Annotated in this window: 17 protein-coding genes; all 17 read right to left on the bottom strand. The window is 29.9% G+C overall.

Annotation, left to right across the window (positions count from 1 at the left end; genetic code table 11):
• From INR78_RS09995 to INR78_RS09915, 17 genes are read right to left on the bottom strand one after another with little or no spacing between them, the layout of a single operon-like run.
• A complete protein-coding gene (locus tag INR78_RS09995; protein WP_223076405.1) occupies window positions 1-1,140 on the bottom strand; it encodes a glycosyltransferase family 4 protein in 1,140 nt (379 codons plus the stop codon).
• Complete coding sequence (locus INR78_RS09990) at window positions 1,131-2,207, bottom strand: glycosyltransferase family 4 protein (protein WP_223076404.1); 1,077 nt, start codon at window positions 2,205-2,207, stop codon at window positions 1,131-1,133. Before INR78_RS09990 ends, INR78_RS09995 begins: the two co-directional genes overlap by 10 nt.
• Complete coding sequence (wecB, locus tag INR78_RS09985) at window positions 2,204-3,316, bottom strand: non-hydrolyzing UDP-N-acetylglucosamine 2-epimerase (protein WP_223076403.1); 1,113 nt, start codon at window positions 3,314-3,316, stop codon at window positions 2,204-2,206. Before wecB ends, INR78_RS09990 begins: the two co-directional genes overlap by 4 nt.
• A complete protein-coding gene (locus INR78_RS09980) occupies window positions 3,313-4,707 on the bottom strand; it encodes a CDP-glycerol glycerophosphotransferase family protein (RefSeq protein ID WP_223076402.1) in 1,395 nt (464 codons plus the stop codon). Before INR78_RS09980 ends, wecB begins: the two co-directional genes overlap by 4 nt.
• Entirely contained in the window at window positions 4,704-5,666 is a 963-nt protein-coding gene (locus INR78_RS09975) for a D-isomer specific 2-hydroxyacid dehydrogenase family protein (protein ID WP_223076401.1), read from the bottom strand. The genes INR78_RS09980 and INR78_RS09975 overlap by 4 nt, the downstream gene beginning before the upstream one ends.
• Complete coding sequence (locus INR78_RS09970) at window positions 5,645-6,337, bottom strand: cytidylyltransferase domain-containing protein (RefSeq protein WP_223076400.1); 693 nt, start codon at window positions 6,335-6,337, stop codon at window positions 5,645-5,647. Before INR78_RS09970 ends, INR78_RS09975 begins: the two co-directional genes overlap by 22 nt.
• The gene (gene neuC / locus INR78_RS09965) at window positions 6,337-7,494 is read right to left on the bottom strand and encodes a UDP-N-acetylglucosamine 2-epimerase (RefSeq protein ID WP_223076399.1); all 1,158 of its coding nucleotides are present in this window, start codon (window positions 7,492-7,494) and stop codon (window positions 6,337-6,339) included. Before neuC ends, INR78_RS09970 begins: the two co-directional genes overlap by 1 nt.
• 1 nt (window position 7,495) lies before the next feature.
• Window positions 7,496-8,494 carry an N-acetylneuraminate synthase family protein gene (locus tag INR78_RS09960; protein WP_223076398.1) on the bottom strand — a complete coding sequence of 333 codons (999 nt, stop codon included), beginning with the start codon at window positions 8,492-8,494 and terminating at the stop codon, window positions 7,496-7,498.
• Between the two features lies 1 nt (window position 8,495).
• Entirely contained in the window at window positions 8,496-9,404 is a 909-nt protein-coding gene (locus INR78_RS09955; protein WP_255593056.1) for a glycosyltransferase family 2 protein, read from the bottom strand.
• Window positions 9,394-10,638 carry a UDP-glycosyltransferase gene (locus INR78_RS09950; RefSeq protein WP_223076396.1) on the bottom strand — a complete coding sequence of 415 codons (1,245 nt, stop codon included), beginning with the start codon at window positions 10,636-10,638 and terminating at the stop codon, window positions 9,394-9,396. The genes INR78_RS09955 and INR78_RS09950 overlap by 11 nt, the downstream gene beginning before the upstream one ends.
• The gene (locus INR78_RS09945; RefSeq protein WP_223076395.1) at window positions 10,632-11,594 is read right to left on the bottom strand and encodes a glycosyltransferase family 2 protein; all 963 of its coding nucleotides are present in this window, start codon (window positions 11,592-11,594) and stop codon (window positions 10,632-10,634) included. The genes INR78_RS09950 and INR78_RS09945 overlap by 7 nt, the downstream gene beginning before the upstream one ends.
• On the bottom strand, window positions 11,591-12,592 hold the full coding sequence (locus INR78_RS09940) for a glycosyltransferase family A protein (protein ID WP_223076394.1): 1,002 nt from the start codon (window positions 12,590-12,592) through the stop codon (window positions 11,591-11,593). The genes INR78_RS09945 and INR78_RS09940 overlap by 4 nt, the downstream gene beginning before the upstream one ends.
• Window positions 12,580-13,503, bottom strand: a complete 924-nt coding sequence (locus tag INR78_RS09935) for a glycosyltransferase family A protein (protein WP_223076393.1) — start codon at window positions 13,501-13,503, stop codon at window positions 12,580-12,582. Before INR78_RS09935 ends, INR78_RS09940 begins: the two co-directional genes overlap by 13 nt.
• Before the next feature lie 4 nt (window positions 13,504-13,507).
• The gene (locus tag INR78_RS09930; protein WP_255593055.1) at window positions 13,508-14,416 is read right to left on the bottom strand and encodes a glycosyltransferase family 2 protein; all 909 of its coding nucleotides are present in this window, start codon (window positions 14,414-14,416) and stop codon (window positions 13,508-13,510) included.
• On the bottom strand, window positions 14,413-15,303 hold the full coding sequence (locus INR78_RS09925) for a glycosyltransferase family A protein (protein ID WP_223076392.1): 891 nt from the start codon (window positions 15,301-15,303) through the stop codon (window positions 14,413-14,415). The genes INR78_RS09930 and INR78_RS09925 overlap by 4 nt, the downstream gene beginning before the upstream one ends.
• Window positions 15,304-15,308: 5 nt before the next feature.
• Entirely contained in the window at window positions 15,309-16,436 is a 1,128-nt protein-coding gene (locus INR78_RS09920) for a glycosyltransferase family 4 protein (protein WP_223076391.1), read from the bottom strand.
• Window positions 16,433-17,329 carry a glycosyltransferase gene (locus tag INR78_RS09915; protein WP_223076390.1) on the bottom strand — a complete coding sequence of 299 codons (897 nt, stop codon included), beginning with the start codon at window positions 17,327-17,329 and terminating at the stop codon, window positions 16,433-16,435. Before INR78_RS09915 ends, INR78_RS09920 begins: the two co-directional genes overlap by 4 nt.
• Window positions 17,330-17,343: the final 14 nt, after the last annotated feature.

Below are 17,343 nucleotides of genomic sequence, written 5' to 3'. Positions count from 1 at the left end.
TTATTTTATTAGTTTTCGATAAAACCCTAAATTCTTTTTAAAACTTGACTTCATATCAAAATGCTGTAAAATTCGTTGTCTAGCACTTTTTGCCATAAAATTTGCTTTAATTTCATCATTCAACATCTTTTCAATTTTATCACAAAATGCATCAATATCATTTGGATTAATCATAAACCCTGTTTCTTCATTTATCATAACTTCATTTGCCCAACCTATGTTAGAAGTAATCATTTTTTTTTCTAACGCCATAGCCTCTAACCAAGACATAGGAAAAGCTTCTGCAAAACTAGGTAATAATACAACATCTGCTTGTTGAATGTATTTAATTACATCTTTATAAGGGACAGCATTTATATGTGTAAAGTTAGCTTTTGCTTGTGGCGATAATAGGTCTTCTAACATTGATAAAGTATATTTTCCATTTTGTGTATCTTTATTATCTCTTCCTAAAAAAAATAACTTTATCTCCTTATCTTTTTCTACAACTCTGTTATAAGCTTTAGCTATTTGTAACACTCCTTTTTTTCTAATGATAGTTCCAAAATACAATAGTGTTTTAGGTTTTATTTCTTCATGATTAGGCTGAAAAACACTTATATCTATAGCATTATGTATCACTGTTATAGTTCGTGATATATTAAATAGTTTTTTTGTTTTTTTAGATACAAACTCACTTACTCCTACAATTTCATCTGCTCCTTTTAGGGCTGTTTTTTCAAAAAATTTATTTTTAAATTTTACTTTTCTTCGCTCTAAATCACAAAAATAAGTATCAGATCCGTGCAAGCGAATAACCAGTGGACATCTAAACTTCATAAATGCAGTAAAACCTGTCCATTCTGGAGCTTCAATAATTGCAATATTTTTGTTCTCTATAATTTTATTGACATAATTTTCAAAATAACGTCTGTTTGTGTACCAAGTTAATCCTTTTAAAACTTTCTGTTTTACAAAATGTATTTCTACATCACATTCTTCAAATACCTCTGTTTTTTGCTGACTATGAACAAACACCGTAACTTGATGTTGCTGCAGAACCAATTGTGTTGCGATATTTTTAGTAAACGTACCAATACCTCCTACATTACCTTTGTAAAAACCTGAAGGATATTCTGGTGTAATATAAGCTATATGCATGGCAATAAATTTAGGTGTTCATTTACCATTTTTTGCAATGTAAAGTTTGGAATTTCAACAGAATTAAATGCCTCTTCACTTATAAATAGTGTTTCAGATAAAATATTTTTTAATAATTCAGTTATTCTAGTTACATCTTTCTCTAAAAAAAGGAAGCCGTTTTTACTATCTTTAACTAAGCCCAATACATTCCCTGCATGTGTAGTTGTAATTACAGGTAATTTACATAATAAAGCTTCAACCACACTATAGCAATACGTTTCGCCTAATGATGGATGAATTAAATAATCATACTTATAATATATTTCATATAGATTACTTACAGAACCCCTAAAATTAATTACTTTGGTTAATTCATAGTCTTCAACCATTTTTTTTAATTCTTCTTCATAAGGTCCTTCTCCATACACATCAATTTTTAAATCTTTTTTTTCTTCTAAAGTAAGCTGGGTCAATGCTTTTATTAAATACTGGATGCCTTTTTCTTTTCTTAAATGACACGCCACAATAAATTCCTTTTTAATACAATAGTCTTTTTTTTCAATATAATTCCCTAACTCTATTCCATTGTGGATAATTTTAATTCTTTTAGCTATATGAGTGCCAAAATCTGAAATTAAATGTTGTTTTGAGTATGCGGACACAGCTATAAATTGATGAATATATTTAGCATATAAAAAAGATTTTATTCTTTTTTTAAGCCTTTTTTTTAAAGGATATCCTTCAAGTGGTCTAGGATTATGATCTACTGCTAGTATACAAGCTTTAGGGTGTTGTAGGTGTACTTTTTTATAAAACTTAGTGCATAGCTCAGTAAAATGGGTAATAACAATATCATATGTTTTCTCTTTACCTATTTCTAAAAATGTATGTTCTACCAACGCGTTTTCAATAGAATATACTTTTAAATCTTTATAAAAATCAAAAGCAGTAGATGTTGTAAAAAACCAATCAACCTGATATCCTCTTTCTTTTAATTGTGCATCAAACAATTTAAAAAAACGATCCATACCACCTATTCTATCAGGACGAAGTATATAATTACAAATCATTGCTATGTTTTTCATAGTATTTCTTTTATAGCGTTTACAATTTGTTTTGAAGCTGTACCATTACCGTAAGGATTTTTATTTGCTATCATAGCATCGTACATCTCTTTATTGTTTAATAAATTAATGGCTTCTTTTACAATAAGGTCTTTGTTGGTTCCTACTAATTTTACCGTTCCTTGTATAACTGCTTCTTGTCTTTCTGTAACATCTCTAGTAACTAAAACTGGTTTTTGTAAAGATGGTGCTTCTTCTTGCACGCCTCCACTATCAGTAATGATTAAATAAGATTGATTTAACAACCATATAAAAGCTTCATAATCTAAAGGGTTGATAAGTAAAATACTTTTATTATGTCCTAAAGTGTCATAAACAGTTTTTTGCACATTAGGATTTAAGTGTACAGGATATATAATTTGTACATCTTCTTTTGCTGCTAATGTTTTTAAGGCATCACAAAACTCATAAAACTTATCCCCAAAATTCTCTCTTCTATGCCCCGTAACCACAATTAACTTTTTGTCTTTCTGTATAAAACGTTTTATGTCTTGAATATCTTCTCGTATTTCATTAATATTTTTAATCCCCCACAACAATGCATCTATAACAGTATTTCCTGTTATATAAACCGTTTCTTTATTTACTTTTTCTTGAAGTAAATTTTGAGCAGATTGGGTTGTTGGAGCAAAATGAACATCGGCAATACGCCCTGTTATTTGTCTGTTTATTTCTTCAGGAAATGGCGCTAATTTATCGTAAGTTCTTAATCCAGCTTCTACATGACCAACTTTTACACCTCTATGAAAAGCTGCTAATGCTACCATACTACTAGTGGTAGTATCACCATGTACCAAGACTAAATCTGGATTAAAATCTATCAGTACTTCATCTATTGCTGTTAATATTCGTGCACTTAGTTGGTTTAGGGTTTGGTTTACTCTCATCAAATCCAAATCATAATCTGGTACAATAGAAAAAAAGTCTAACACCTGATCTAGCATCTCTCTATGTTGTGCTGTGACACAAACTTTAGTATCTAATGTATGAGTTTGGTGTAATTCTTTTACCAACGGAGCCATTTTTATAGCTTCGGGTCTAGTACCAAAAACAACTAATATTTTTTTCATACAATTTCTTTTAGAGCGTTTACAATTCTTTCGCTGGTTCCCTCTAATGGTGCGCCAATTTGAAGATTTAGAATATTTTTTCTCTCTTTTTTATACTTTGTAGAATTAGACAGAGAGTCGTTTATAGCTTTTATAAAGTCTTCATCTTGTTTTACAACTGTCACTGCTTTTGATTTTACAACCTTATCAAAATGAACATAGTTTAAATACTTTTGATCATCATACAAACCATTTTCTCCGTTTCCATAAACCGCATTAATAACCGGCTTATCAAACAACATAAAATCTAAAGACATGGTAGAGCACATATTTATATTTACATCTGTATATTTTAATAAACCTTTTAAAATTTTTACATCCTCTATACTTGGGACTCTTTGAGACCAAGTTTCTGTATGGTTTGTTCTTGTTAATTCCCAATTAGGAAAATTCCAAATAATCATTGGATGCTTTTGCTTTAATTCAATAAACCTAGATTCATCTTCAGCAGGAGATGTTCTTACTATAAAATTTACATCTGGTATTTTATTAGCAACTATAAACTCAGCTATTTTGCTAATATAAAGAGGATCTAACCTACTTGTAGACACGTCACCACAGCTATAATAAACTGTTTTTTTATTAATATCTAACCCTAATTGATTATATAACTGTTCCTTTGACATATTATATTCATCCATAACATAGGGTTCAAACTGAGGTGTTCCTACTACATGAATATTATTTTTATTAGTATTAGGATAAAAATAACTAAGTTCTTTTTTCATTAACTCACTCCAAACCACATACCCATCAAACTCTCCTAACATCCTACCCTTAGAGGCTAAATTATCCCAACTAAAAATAAAACTAGAAGACTTAATTTTTAATGCTTTAGAAGCCGCTAATAATGGAGCTAAGTTATAAGGTCTTTGATGTGTAAAAAACAATATCTCAGGAGCATCTTTTTTCAAAAAACTCAAATATTTTTGATATGTATTTTCTTTTTTAAAACTTTTAAATTGGAGCCACTCATAAAATTTTATATGCCTTTCAGAATGAAGTAAATTTGTCAAAAAATATATAAATTGGATAAGATACTGTCTTTTATTTGTAGGCTTTGTTACTTTACCGTTATTGTAACTTGTTTTAATACCAAAAAAAGAAATATGCTTGCGCATATGGGCTACTTCTTTCAATTTTCTAAAAAACCATGAAACAATTGATTCTTTATAAATATCTAATTCATAAAAGTTTACGCTTTCTAATACACTTATCGGATAAACACTTTTAATTAACCCTGAATATATAGTAACCTCATCATACTCTTTGATTAGTTCTTTTATAAATTTACTCATTATAAAATTCCTATACCCTACACCATCAGCTATTACAATTCCTACTTTTTTCATTTTAACATGTTTATCAGTTTATTCAAAACAAATGTTTCTGTTTTCTCTATAGACTCAAATGTGTTGCCTCCAATATGCGGAGTAATTACTACATTATTATTGTTTTTAGCATATTGCACCAAGGGATGCTTGCTAATATTGGGTTCTCCCCATAAAACATCTGTAGCGTATCCTGCTATTTTTTTTGACATTAACAATTCTAATAAATCGTTCTCGTTAACCAAACCACCACGTGCTGTATTTACAATTACTGCACCTTCATGTAACAAGCTTAAATTTTCATTATTTAGTATAAAATGAGTGTTTTCATTATAAGGAAGATGAATAGATAATATATCTACTATCGTTAATAACGCTTTTATTGAGTTTACTTTATTATATTTTTGAGCATATTCAGATTGAGTTTCAGTATCAAAAAAATAAATTTCCATTCCTAAAACCGAATAATAATCTGCCATTATTTTTCCCAGTCTACCTAAACCTAAAATTCCAACCTTCTTTTTATAAAGTTCAGTTCCTTGAAATAAATATCTATTCCAATGTCCTTCTTCTGTATGGTTATATGCTGTTTTTGATTTTCTTATTAATGTTAGTAACAAGCCCAAAGTATGCTCTGCAGTAGCTCTTACCTCTTTTAAAAATTCAAACTCACCTTTTAAACTAATAACCTTAATATTATAATCTAAACATGCTTTTAAATCAATATGATCTAAACCTGTAGCCGCACATACAATATATTTACATTTTACATCTTCTAAGATTGCTCTAGTTAGTTTATGATTTAACCTAAACCAAAAAATATCACATTGTTGTAATGCTTCTTTTAATTCCAAGTCATTTGATAGCTCTCGATATTCAAAAGAAGAAATACTACTTAATCTTTTTTCATTTTCAAGAGACAGTTTTTTTATACCAGATATTATGGTTTTTAAATAAATCATAAATGTCCTTTTTCCCATTGTTTAATCAACAATTCTGTAATCAATAGGTCTCGTTCTGTATCAACATTTGCCCACTTAGACTCTGGCATAATGTAAGCTTTTTTATGTTCTAAAATCAACTTTTTATGTTCATAAAAAGCGGATGTTCTAATAGCATATATTGCTCCATTTCTAATATAAACCGGCTGTAAATCTTGTCTTCTTTTTCTTTCTAATTCTTGATTTAACGGAGTCATAACAAAATTGTCATCAATTTGATACATTCTAGCAGGATGGATATCTTCTAATTCTATAACAGATACCACACAGTCTATTGTATCATCACCTATAAACATATTAATAACATTATCTATATCTTCTACCTCTCTAATAGGAGCTGTTGGCTGTAAAAGTATAATAACATCATACTCTTCTTTAACTGTTCCCAAAACTTCAAATATAGTAGTTTCTATAGCAGAATGATCTTGTGCATTTTCAGCACTCCGTTTTAAATATTGACAATTATAGTTTTCAACTACGTCTATTATCTTTTCACAATCTGTTGAAACAATAACATCAGTTAGTAATTTTGACTTTTGGGCTTTTTCAATTGTGTAACCTATTAATGGTTTTCCATTAACTAAACGTATGTTTTTACCAGGAACACCCTTGGAACCTCCTCTTGCGGGTATGATACCTAATATTTTCATTAATACGCAATAGTTTTATGAAATGTTAATTCAATTTCTGCCAAAATATTAGCGATTTGTTTACCTGAGGCTCCATCTCCATAAATATGCTCTGAAACAATATTTGTAGAAGAAATTCTATTTTCAATACTTTTTATGATTTCATTTTTATCATATATTGTATCTATTACATTACTACCTCTTTGCCTACCGTTTTGCCTTGTGCCAATATTTACTACAGGAACTCCTAAATATGAACACTCACGTATACCAACACTTGAGTTTCCTATTAAACACTTACTATTAACAAGTAGCCTAAGGAAATCATGAGGTTCCATGTTTTTAAAAAAGTGTATGTTTTCTGGTTGATAATTTTCTCTAAAAGCTCGGATTCCTCCAGAAGTACCATCAGAACCTGCATCTACATTTGGCCAAAACCAAAATGTAGGCATATTTAATTCATAAATAGCCTTTAAGGTTTCTTCTACATCTTTTCTGGCAGAAGCATATTCTGTAGTTACTGGATGTTGCATAACTACTAAATAGCCTTGTTGCCAATCTATTTTTTTTCCTACGCCTCCGTACTTTTCTATAGGATTAAAATTTAATGCAGAATCTTGCATAATTTCATCTGCTAAATCTATAGAAGGGCAACCTGTATTAAAAACCATTTGAGGATGTTCACCCATTTTTAAGACACGTTGTTTAGCATCTTCAGAAGCTACTAAATGCAAATCGGCTAATTTGGTATTAGCATGTCTTACTTTTTCATCTATATTTCCAGTTACTTCTCCTCCCTGAATATGTACCAAAGGGATATTTTGATATGAAGCTGCAATACTTGTTGCTATAGTTTCAAACCTATCTGCAATGGTTAATACCGCATCAGGTTGCAAACGAAAAAAAACGTTAGCTAACTCCATTACTCCCAAACCTGTTGTTTTAGCCATAGAAGTAGGATTCTCTCCTTCTAGCACCATAAATACTTTTTCTGCTATCTCAAAACCATCGTTTTCAATAAAATCAACTGCATTTCCATACCTGCCTAATAATGCAGACCCTGCAACAACTAATTGCAACTCTAATTTGGGATGATTTTTAATGGCTGTTAAAGCCGTTTTAATTCTACTATAGGATGGTCGCGCAGTAATTACCACACAAATTTTTCTTTTAGACATATTATTCACTTAAATCATCATCGGTTAAAAAGTCCCATTGGTTTAAATCTTTATTAATTTTCTTTCCAATAACTTTTTCATATTCATTAGCCAATATACCAAATCCCTTAGGTTTTTTGGTCTCTAAATCAGAAAAAGTAAGTACCGATCCGGCTTTTAAATCTTTATTCACAGCCAAAGATTTTTCAAAAATTGATTTTAAAACATCAAATTTTGAATTATCTTTTTTATCTACTGGGTTTTTAAGCGCTATTTCTATTGTATTCACAGCTTTAACTAACTGAGTAGCTTCTTGCATGGTTAATGATGCTTTGGCATCGGGACCAAACATTTCTTTATCAAACACAACATGAAATTCTAGTATTTCTGCACCTAATGCTGTAGCTGCAATACATGCTTCTGTTGATGCAGAATGGTCAGAAAAACCAACTGAAACATTATATCTACTTTTTAATTCTCCAATAACATTTAAACCATATTGCTCTGGCTGTGTTGGGTAAGCTGTAGTGCATTGTAATATAGAAAAGTCCACACCTCTAGCTTTTAAAAATGCTACAGTCTTATCTAATTCATTGTAAGAACTCATGCCAGAAGAAATTATAACAGGCTTCCCGGTTTCTGCTATTTTTTCTAATAAAACAAAATTATTAACCTCTCCAGAACCAACCTTATAACGTTTTACACCTACCGCTTCTAATAAATCTACCGCAGCATTGCTAAAAGGAGAGCTTATAAACTCCAATCCTACCTCATCACAACGCTGTTTAAGTCCTTTCCACTGGTCTAAAGTAAACTCCATACGCTTCCAATAGTCTTTTCTAGTAGCATCTTGCTTAGAAAACTTCACCCTAAAAGGTTCATGTATACTACTTTCTGCGTCTGCAATATGTGTTTGAAACTTAATAGCATTACATCCTGTTTTGGCTACAGCATCTATATAAGCATATGCCATGCCTAAACTTCCATCGTGTGCTTGTGCTATTTCTGCAATTATATCCATATTAGTCTTTATTTGGGTACCAAAACAATTTTGTTTCTGGCAATTCTTGATACAATTTAAACTCTTTTTGGGTTAATCTGTTACTGTTTTTTATCAACTTAGGAATATGTAATAAAACATCTATTAATGCTTGAAATATTCCAATAGTTGCTTTTACATCTCCTTTAAAAGTTTTCTTTTTTAGTTGCACCCAAAGCGTATATAAAAACCGTCTTGGAATTTCTCTTAAAGGAAAAAATAATCCGTAAAGATACCAACCTGATCGCAAAGAACGTCGCAATCGTATCCTGTAGTCTTTTTGTGTTTTGCGTTGCTTAACACTTACCCTATGATGTACCAAAACATTAGGGTTATATAAAACCTTCCAGTGATATTTATACAACATGTAGGAGGCAAACTCCTCTTCTCCATAAAAAACAAACCACTCTGGATAATCGGGTAACTGCTTCCATGCTGTCTTGCGCCATACATGTCCACATCCCACAAAACCTCTTACTTGCTCAATAGATGCATTATGGGTTAGTGTTTTTGGAGATTCTAAGCCCCAAAATATTCGTAAAGCTTGTAATCCACATCTCGGGTTGTTTATAAACAAATCTTCTATTGCAGCTAAACTATTATCTGATAAAAAATTTGCATCGTCATCTAATGATATAATATAATCACCTTGTGCTAAATTATTTAACCGATTGCGATTAAAAATATATCCCTTACCTTCTAGATTAAGCAATAATGTATGCGAAGAATATAATTCACGTAAATAGTCTGGGGTTCCATCGGTTGAGGCATCATCACAAATAAGCAATTCAACATCGTCACGTTGGTATAGTGACGATAAACTTTTTAGCGTATATTTTAATGCCTCTAACCTATTGTAGGTCGTTATGACTATAGAAAATTTAATTGCCATCTCCATTTTCTATTTGTGCTTTTAAATATTCAATTCCTAAATAATCTTCTAAATCAGGTCTATCTAATAATTGCTTAGGGTTTTCTAACCAATTTGTATACAATGTCCCTATCATTTCAGCTATACACTCTACATCATCTACCTCACTTAAATAGGGATAACCATCTCCTAATAATCGCTTTGTTTCACTATAATGAGGACCTAGTAGTAAAATAGGCTTATTAGCAGTCACACAATGTGGAAATTTACCTGGTAAAAATGGACTGATTTCTGATTTTGATTCTAAAATTATATTAACTGATACGTTTTTTTGAACAATATCTACTTCAAAAAAAGGAACATTACCTTGGCTCCAATAAATAGTATTATTCAATTGATTTTGTAAATAATTTTTATAATAATCTGCATTTCCTAACAACAATAATTTAGAACAATCTTTTGCTTCTGGATATTGTGTCAAAAACAACTTATATCCTTCTATCAAACCAACAGGACTACGTTGTTTCATTAAATTACCCGCATGTAACAAATTAAAATAATTTGGGTTTATATAAGCTGGCAGCTCAATGTTTAAGTTAGCATCAACTTCTAAATTCTGATGAGGAATAATCACTCCTGTAGCTAAAAAGTTAGAAAAATAACTACCCATCCATTCTTTTAGTAATTGACTTGGAAAAGCACTACGTTTAGCCTTTTCTGAAACTTGTCTAAAAAATTCTTCTTTAAATTGGTAACCAAATTCCACCCAATTATAAGGTCTTGGATAAAAATGAAATGGATAAGGATCGTGTATGTAAGCTAGCCAATTGTTATGTTTACTTGGCAAACTTAACATAGCATAATGCGGTCTAAAGCTTGCGCCTTTACTTAAAGTAATAATTAAATCTTCATCATCATAATACTTATCAATAGCTTTAGAAATACTTTTAGAATCATTAAAAAATGTAAAGGAGTGACCAAATAGACGCTCTAAATATTTAGAGACATTTATTTTGGTTATTCTTTGAAAAACACGCTGAGTTCTACTTAACAGGTAATACAATGAAAATTTAATTTCAGGTATAGCAATACATTCAATAGCGTTTCCTAATTGTATCTCTTTTCTAGTATAATGTAGCACCCGTATTTGGTATCCTATCTTTTTAAGATTTTTTATTAAAGCTACATTTACCTTAGAAGCACTACTATCTTCAATATCAATAGATTCTGATATGATTAGGATTGTTTTTACCATCTTGAAATTCTGTGGATTAATTTTGTAGCCATTTTTTTATTTAAGTAAACTAACGGAATACTTTTTAAAATTAAAAAATCTTTTATCCGATGAGATAGCAATCCCTTTTTTAAATCATTCTTAATCTGATGTAATAAACTTTTATCACTACTATTAATAGCGTAGGTGATAAACCTGCAAAACACAGAGCCATTAAATAACCTCGATGTTTTTACTGTTTCATAAACAGTATAAAAGGCTTTATTTTGAGATATTTCTCTAATTTTACTTTTACCGTACAAATTAGCTGTTATAGACAAATCGTGTTTTCTATGAAAATACAATGGTACATCAACATAAGCAGCTACTGTCCTTTTAGTAAAAAACAACCTATTAAAAAGTGCCCATTCTTCTGCATAAAAAAGGGACTCATCAAACCTCGCATCTTTAATATAATCATATTTTATTAATGGTACTTGAGCAGTAAATATGCGCTTTACCAAAATAAAATCTTCTCCAATATTGGGTATTAATTTAGAGGTTACACTAGATGCATTAATGGTTTTAATTGTAAACGTCTCTCCATGATTAAAGTTAACCGTAGGAAAAACAACAAGATCAAGTTCTGGATTTTTTATAAATGCTTTGACTTGTATCTCTAGCTTTTGTGGATGCATAATATCGTCATCATCAAAAAACTGAATTAAATCTGTAGCTTCTATTAGGTCCATCCCCATATTTCTAGAAGCAGATAATCCTTTTACATAGTCACTCCCTTTTTCAAAAAACTGAAACCTACTATCTTTAGCTATATATTGTGTTACAACTTTTTTAGTTTGATCTTCAGATTGATCATCTATAATAATACACTTCCAATTAGTGTAAGTTTGCTTAATAATAGATTCTAGCGTTTCTTCTATTAAATAAGCTCTATTAAAAGTGGTTAAAACAATTGTGACTAAAGGTTGCTTCATCATTTATCTAACACGTTATACATTGCTATTTTTAAAGCTGTTTTGTAATCATTAAAAGTCATTACTGTTCCAAAATAATAGATCAAATTAATAGCAGGCATTATTCCTTGCTTGCTTGTACCTCTTATTCCTTTTATATATTTATCTTTTAAATAATAAAGATGACTTTTATATGATGATAAAGGAAATGTACTCTTATAAAATTGTTTTAAATCAGATATATTATCAATAATCAGATCAGCATTTACAGTATGTTCTTTTTGAAACTGTAAAATTAAATCTTGTAATATAGTTGGATACATATAGGTTTTAAAAACAGCTTCAAACATTTTGTATTTGTTTGTTTCAAACAACAATTGTTTTTCAGAGTTTTTATTATTAATCTCATTAGTCAAGCTATTGCTATGTTTTCTGTATTTATAAAGTGTCTTACTAATATGTTTAAATTTATGCTGCATAAAGGCACGTAACCAAAAATCATAATCTTCGACCATAAACAAATCTTCACGATAACCTTTATTTTTTCTGTATACTTTTGGAGTATATAAAAAACAAGCTCCTACAACATTCCTCCAAATTAATTCTTCAGGTTTTTCAAATTTAAACCTTCTAGTAATAGTTCCTTCTTCATTTATTTGATCAAAATTGGCATAAACAAAATCTACTTTACTATGTAAAAGCTCATTAACCATTGTTTCTATAGCTGTTGGTAAATACAGATTATCATCACTTGTCCATGTCAACAAATCGCCTTTTGCTAGTTGATGACCAACGTTTAAACTTGCTGGTAAGCGTTTATTAATTTCATTTGTTATAACTTTAACTCTACTATCATTATCTGCAAAACTTCTAGCAATAGTTAAAGTTGCATCAGTAGAACAATCATTTACAATTATTAGCTCAATGTTTTTATAGGTTTGCTGTAAACAACTTTCAATAGATTTTGCTATAAATTGTTCCCCATTATAAACCGGAAGAATTATGGATACTAAAACTTGCACAAAAACTTTCTTTTTAATTTTTGTTTTACTTTTTTGATAAAACTTTTCTCAGCAATTATATCATAAAAAAAACATTCATACTCTTTAATTAACGAAGGATAACTTGAATATATTCTTTTATAAATATTCTCTTTCGAATATCTTATATATGCTTTAAAATAGGATTTGTCTACCAATTTTAAATATCCCGAAATTAATTCCCAACTTACTATAGCTTGCTCTGCTTTTAATTTATTTGAAAAGAAACTTGTGTTATCACTGTTTGGTTCCCTATACAACACATAGGCCTTTTTTGAAAAAACAATTTTACCAGACATGATTAATATTCTTGCAAAAAACTCTCCATCCTGATTTATCAATAATCTTTCATTCCAAAGTCCTGTTTTATTTACTAATTCTCTTTTTACTAAAAAATTATGAGTAACAAAATACTCTTTAAAAACCCCATAATCCCTCAATAAATTAATACCTTCTTTATAATCTTTATAAATATTTAATTTTTTAATTTGAAAATCATTTACGGCTGTAGCTTTACCCCAAGAACAAGTTACGATATCAACATCTTCAAATGTATTAACTTGCCTAATTTGTTCTTTTAATTTATCATTTGAAAAAAAATCATCACTATCTAACCAATTAACATACTCTCCCCTAGACAATTCAAAACCATAATTTCTAGCGCCATTACCACCAGGTTTGTGATATTCTGGACGCTGATGATATTGTATACGATTATCTTTTTCACAATATAATTTTAAAATTTCAGATGTGTTATCCGTACTTCCATCATCTATCACTATACATTCCCAATTAACATACGTTTGTGCCATAACAGACTCTAACGTTTCTCCGATTAAATGAGCACGATTATAAGTAGGGATTATTATAGAAACTAATGGAGTTTTATGCATAATATTATAAGTAATGAGGTCCTTTAGTTATATTTATTTGTCTGCTTAGTTCTACCTCTTTTATTAAATGTTGTTGTAAATACTGTTTCTTTTTATAAAACGTCCATTTTTTAAATTGTAACTTTAATAATAATTTTAATAAAAAAGCAGCACTTATAAATGTTATTTCTGTTCTAACAAAGGGGATATTAATATCGGCGTAACGCGTTTTAAACGCCCTTTCAAAATAAAGTAATTGCTCACTTTCACTTTGTTGTAATGGCATCACCCTATCTTCTCTATCATGTACCATAAAAGCATTGGGTACTACGCCTATTTTAAACTGATGATAACGTACGCGCTGGCAATAATTATCGTCTTCACCATAATGATAAAATATAGGATCAAACCCACCTACAACATCTAGTGTTGTTCGGGGTAGCAACCATCCTGCTGCATTTACAAAAGGCACATCATAGATAGATTGCTTTTGATGTCCTAACACAAAATCCGAATAAAATTGTGCATTATTATCATAACTTATGTAATGCGAAAATTTTTTGTCTAAGCGTGTTTTTTCTGCGTTAGTATGTATAGGACTTAAAACACCATAGTCTGGATATTGCTTATGTGTTGCTATAAGAGTGCTTATTGTATCTGCCTCTAAAAAAGCATCTTGATTTAACAATAACACATAGTCAACTCCTTGTTTTAAAGCATAAGCTATACCTTTATTATTGGCCTGTCCAAATCCTAAGTTATTAGCTTCTTTAAACAAGGTATGCTGTGGATAATTAGCTTCTATATAATTTACTGTATCATCGGTAGAGTTATTGTCTACAACTACTACATTATATGAAGATGGTATAGAAGCTAAACAACGTTCTAACCAAGTCATACCATTATAGGTTACTATGACCACGCTAACATTCATAATCCTATTTTACGTTTTATTTTAAATAAATAATTAAACAAAGGGTAACGTTTTCTTAGTATTGCAACTTGTTTTTGTCGACTAAAATACCATAAATAGTCTTTTTCTAACAAACTATTATAGATAGTATAATCATCATGTTCACTAGTCCTATTTATATTTGTGGCTTGCATTTTATGTAACCTAAAACTTACCAATTCTTCTTTTAGAATAGCTATGTTTTGTCTCTTTAGCAATCTATAACAAAACTCATAATCTAACACTTGTTTTAGATCTTCTCTAAAATATCCTATGGTATTAACAACACGTTTAGGAAACATATACAAAGAAGGTTCTCCTATTTTATTTAAAGGGCTCTTAAAAAAAGCTGAAGACTTAAATAGGCTTTTATCCATCAACATAACACCATCATCCCAAGAAAACTCAAGACCTCTTTGTAAGTCTTCAAAGTTTTGTATCCATTCTTTAGTGGTGCTATTTAGATAAGAGGGCTCTACAATAAAGCTTCTTTTACAAGACACTAAACCTAACTTCGAATTGTTTTCTAACACATTCACCATAACTTCTATACAATGCGGAGCCAATACATCATCTTGAAACAAAAACTTTATATACTTACCTTTAGCATGTCTAATACAATTATTCCAATTGGCGCCTATACCTTGCGGTTCATGATTAAAAATTGTTACAGGAAAATCTACACTGTTTTTAAAATCCTCTACAATGTCTAGGGTATTATCTTTAGAGGCATCATCACTAATAATAACTTCAAACTCTTTAAAAGTTTGTGCTTTTACAGAATTTAAAGCTTCACTTAAATACTCGGCTCCATTATAAGTCGGTATACAAACCGAAACCAAAACAGTATTTACATCTGGCACACTCATTCTAATTAGTTTATTTTTTTAATAACCTCTAGTAATTGTGGGGCAATAATATCTGGGTGAAACAGACTAAATGCTTCTGTGTTAATCATACCGTGTGTCTTAACACTCTCTGGGTTATTGTAATAAAACACTATGCGTTCTGCCATTTCTTTAATATCCAAATAAGGCACAACAAATCCACCTCCTGCTTGCTCTATAATTTCTTCTGTTCCTGTTGCTCCTTTAAAGCATACTATAGGTTTACCTAACATTCCCACTTCTATACAAACTAAAGGAAACGGATCTTCTCTTGAGGTCATTAAAAACACATCAAAATCATTATAATAACGTGTTGGTTTAGTTTGATTACCAATAAAATGCACAGCATTAGTTAGATGTAACTTCCTTAAATCCTCCTCTATGATAATACGCTCATTTTTAGACACATCGCCTACCCAAGTAAATTTAATGTTATAATCAGGATAATTTACTTTTATGTAATTAGCGACCAAAATAAACAAATCAGATCCTTTGCGCCAATGGGCTGTACCAGATGCACCTACATTAAAAATTTTATGTTCAATATTAGTAACCGTGTTAGGTTTAACTTTAGAACACTCATAAACCCTAGTTATTTTACTTGCATCAATCTTAAACTGTTCTATAAGATTGGATTTAACAAGGTTTGAAGCAGCAATAAAGTGATTAACTTGCTTATCATAACTTGATAAATCGGGTAGCAATTGCTTAATAATAGCATTTAACTCATGCACATGGACTATTAATTTAGACGCATTACCATGATTAATAGTTGCTGCTATTGGCAATGTAATTACTGTATTGGCATAAATAACATCAAACGCTGTAGCCTGCAGTTGTGCTATAAGTAAGTCTTTTGGTGTTGGTTTAGGTTTACCTTTAAATATTTTTTTTAAAACTCGTTGCGTTAGTGTTGGTGGCGTCTTTTTATAATCTTCTAATTCGTAATAATAATCAGATACGGTTTTAAAATCGGCTTCTAATAGTCCTCTTTTTAAAGACAATACAGTAATAACCATTTTAGGATGGTGCTTTTTCAACCATTCTATAAAATACAATAGCATTTTTGGTGCTCCTGTAAGGCTAGACTCATGTATAATAAAGAGAATATTCATTTAATTATTTTTTTTATTGTTTTTTTTGAATAATTAAACAAACTTCTAACTGAGTACTTATTATTTTTTTCTAAAGCTTTCTTTAATTTTTTATTTTCAAGTTGTAAAGCTTTTATTTCTTTTAAATCAGGTGTATGCTTTTGTAGTTCATATATCATAGCTTCATATATTTTACTACTAAATTTATAATTAGTATGAATATCGAAACTTTTATACAAGTATATCATTGAAAAAACCTTCCAATATCCTTTATGCGCTACAGACACACCATTATCTTGTAACCTATAAACTCCCATTGTTTCGTTTAAATAATATAAATCACCCCTTAAAGACAATAATAAAAGAAGCGGTATATCACCACTACCACAATTATAAAACCAATCAGGAAATATAAAATCGCTATAGTTTCTAAATAAAATAGAAGCAGTAGGTACAAACCATTGACTTATTAAATCTTCTGTTGTAAAAACTTGATTAGTTTCGTAATCTAACATAACATTAGATTCGTTAGCGCCATTTCTTTGATTTAATTTATACACATTATGAAAACATAATGAATATTTAATATTCATCTCCAAAAAATCTAACTGCTTTTGTAGTTTGTGTTGGTCTGTCCAATAATCATCACCTTCACATAATGCAATATATTTTCCTTTACATTGTTCTAACGCAAATTTAAAATTAGGCATCATTCCAAGGTTTTCAGTATGATTAAAATATTTTATCTGAATATTGGATGATGTATTATTCTCTAAAAAATTAGTGATCTTTTGATGAGTTTGATCCGTAGAACAATCATTAGACAATATTAATTCAATAACAAAATCTGACTGTTGTTTAAAAACGCCTTCTAGAGCCTCAACAATATAATCTTGATGATTATAGGTTATCATACATATAGATACCA

Source organism: Mesoflavibacter sp. SCSIO 43206 (genome assembly GCF_019904215.1).
GTDB classification, from domain to species: domain Bacteria; phylum Bacteroidota; class Bacteroidia; order Flavobacteriales; family Flavobacteriaceae; genus Mesoflavibacter; species Mesoflavibacter zeaxanthinifaciens.
The sequence above is the reverse complement of the archived record's forward strand: the minus strand, read 5'-3'. Positions and strand labels throughout refer to the sequence as shown.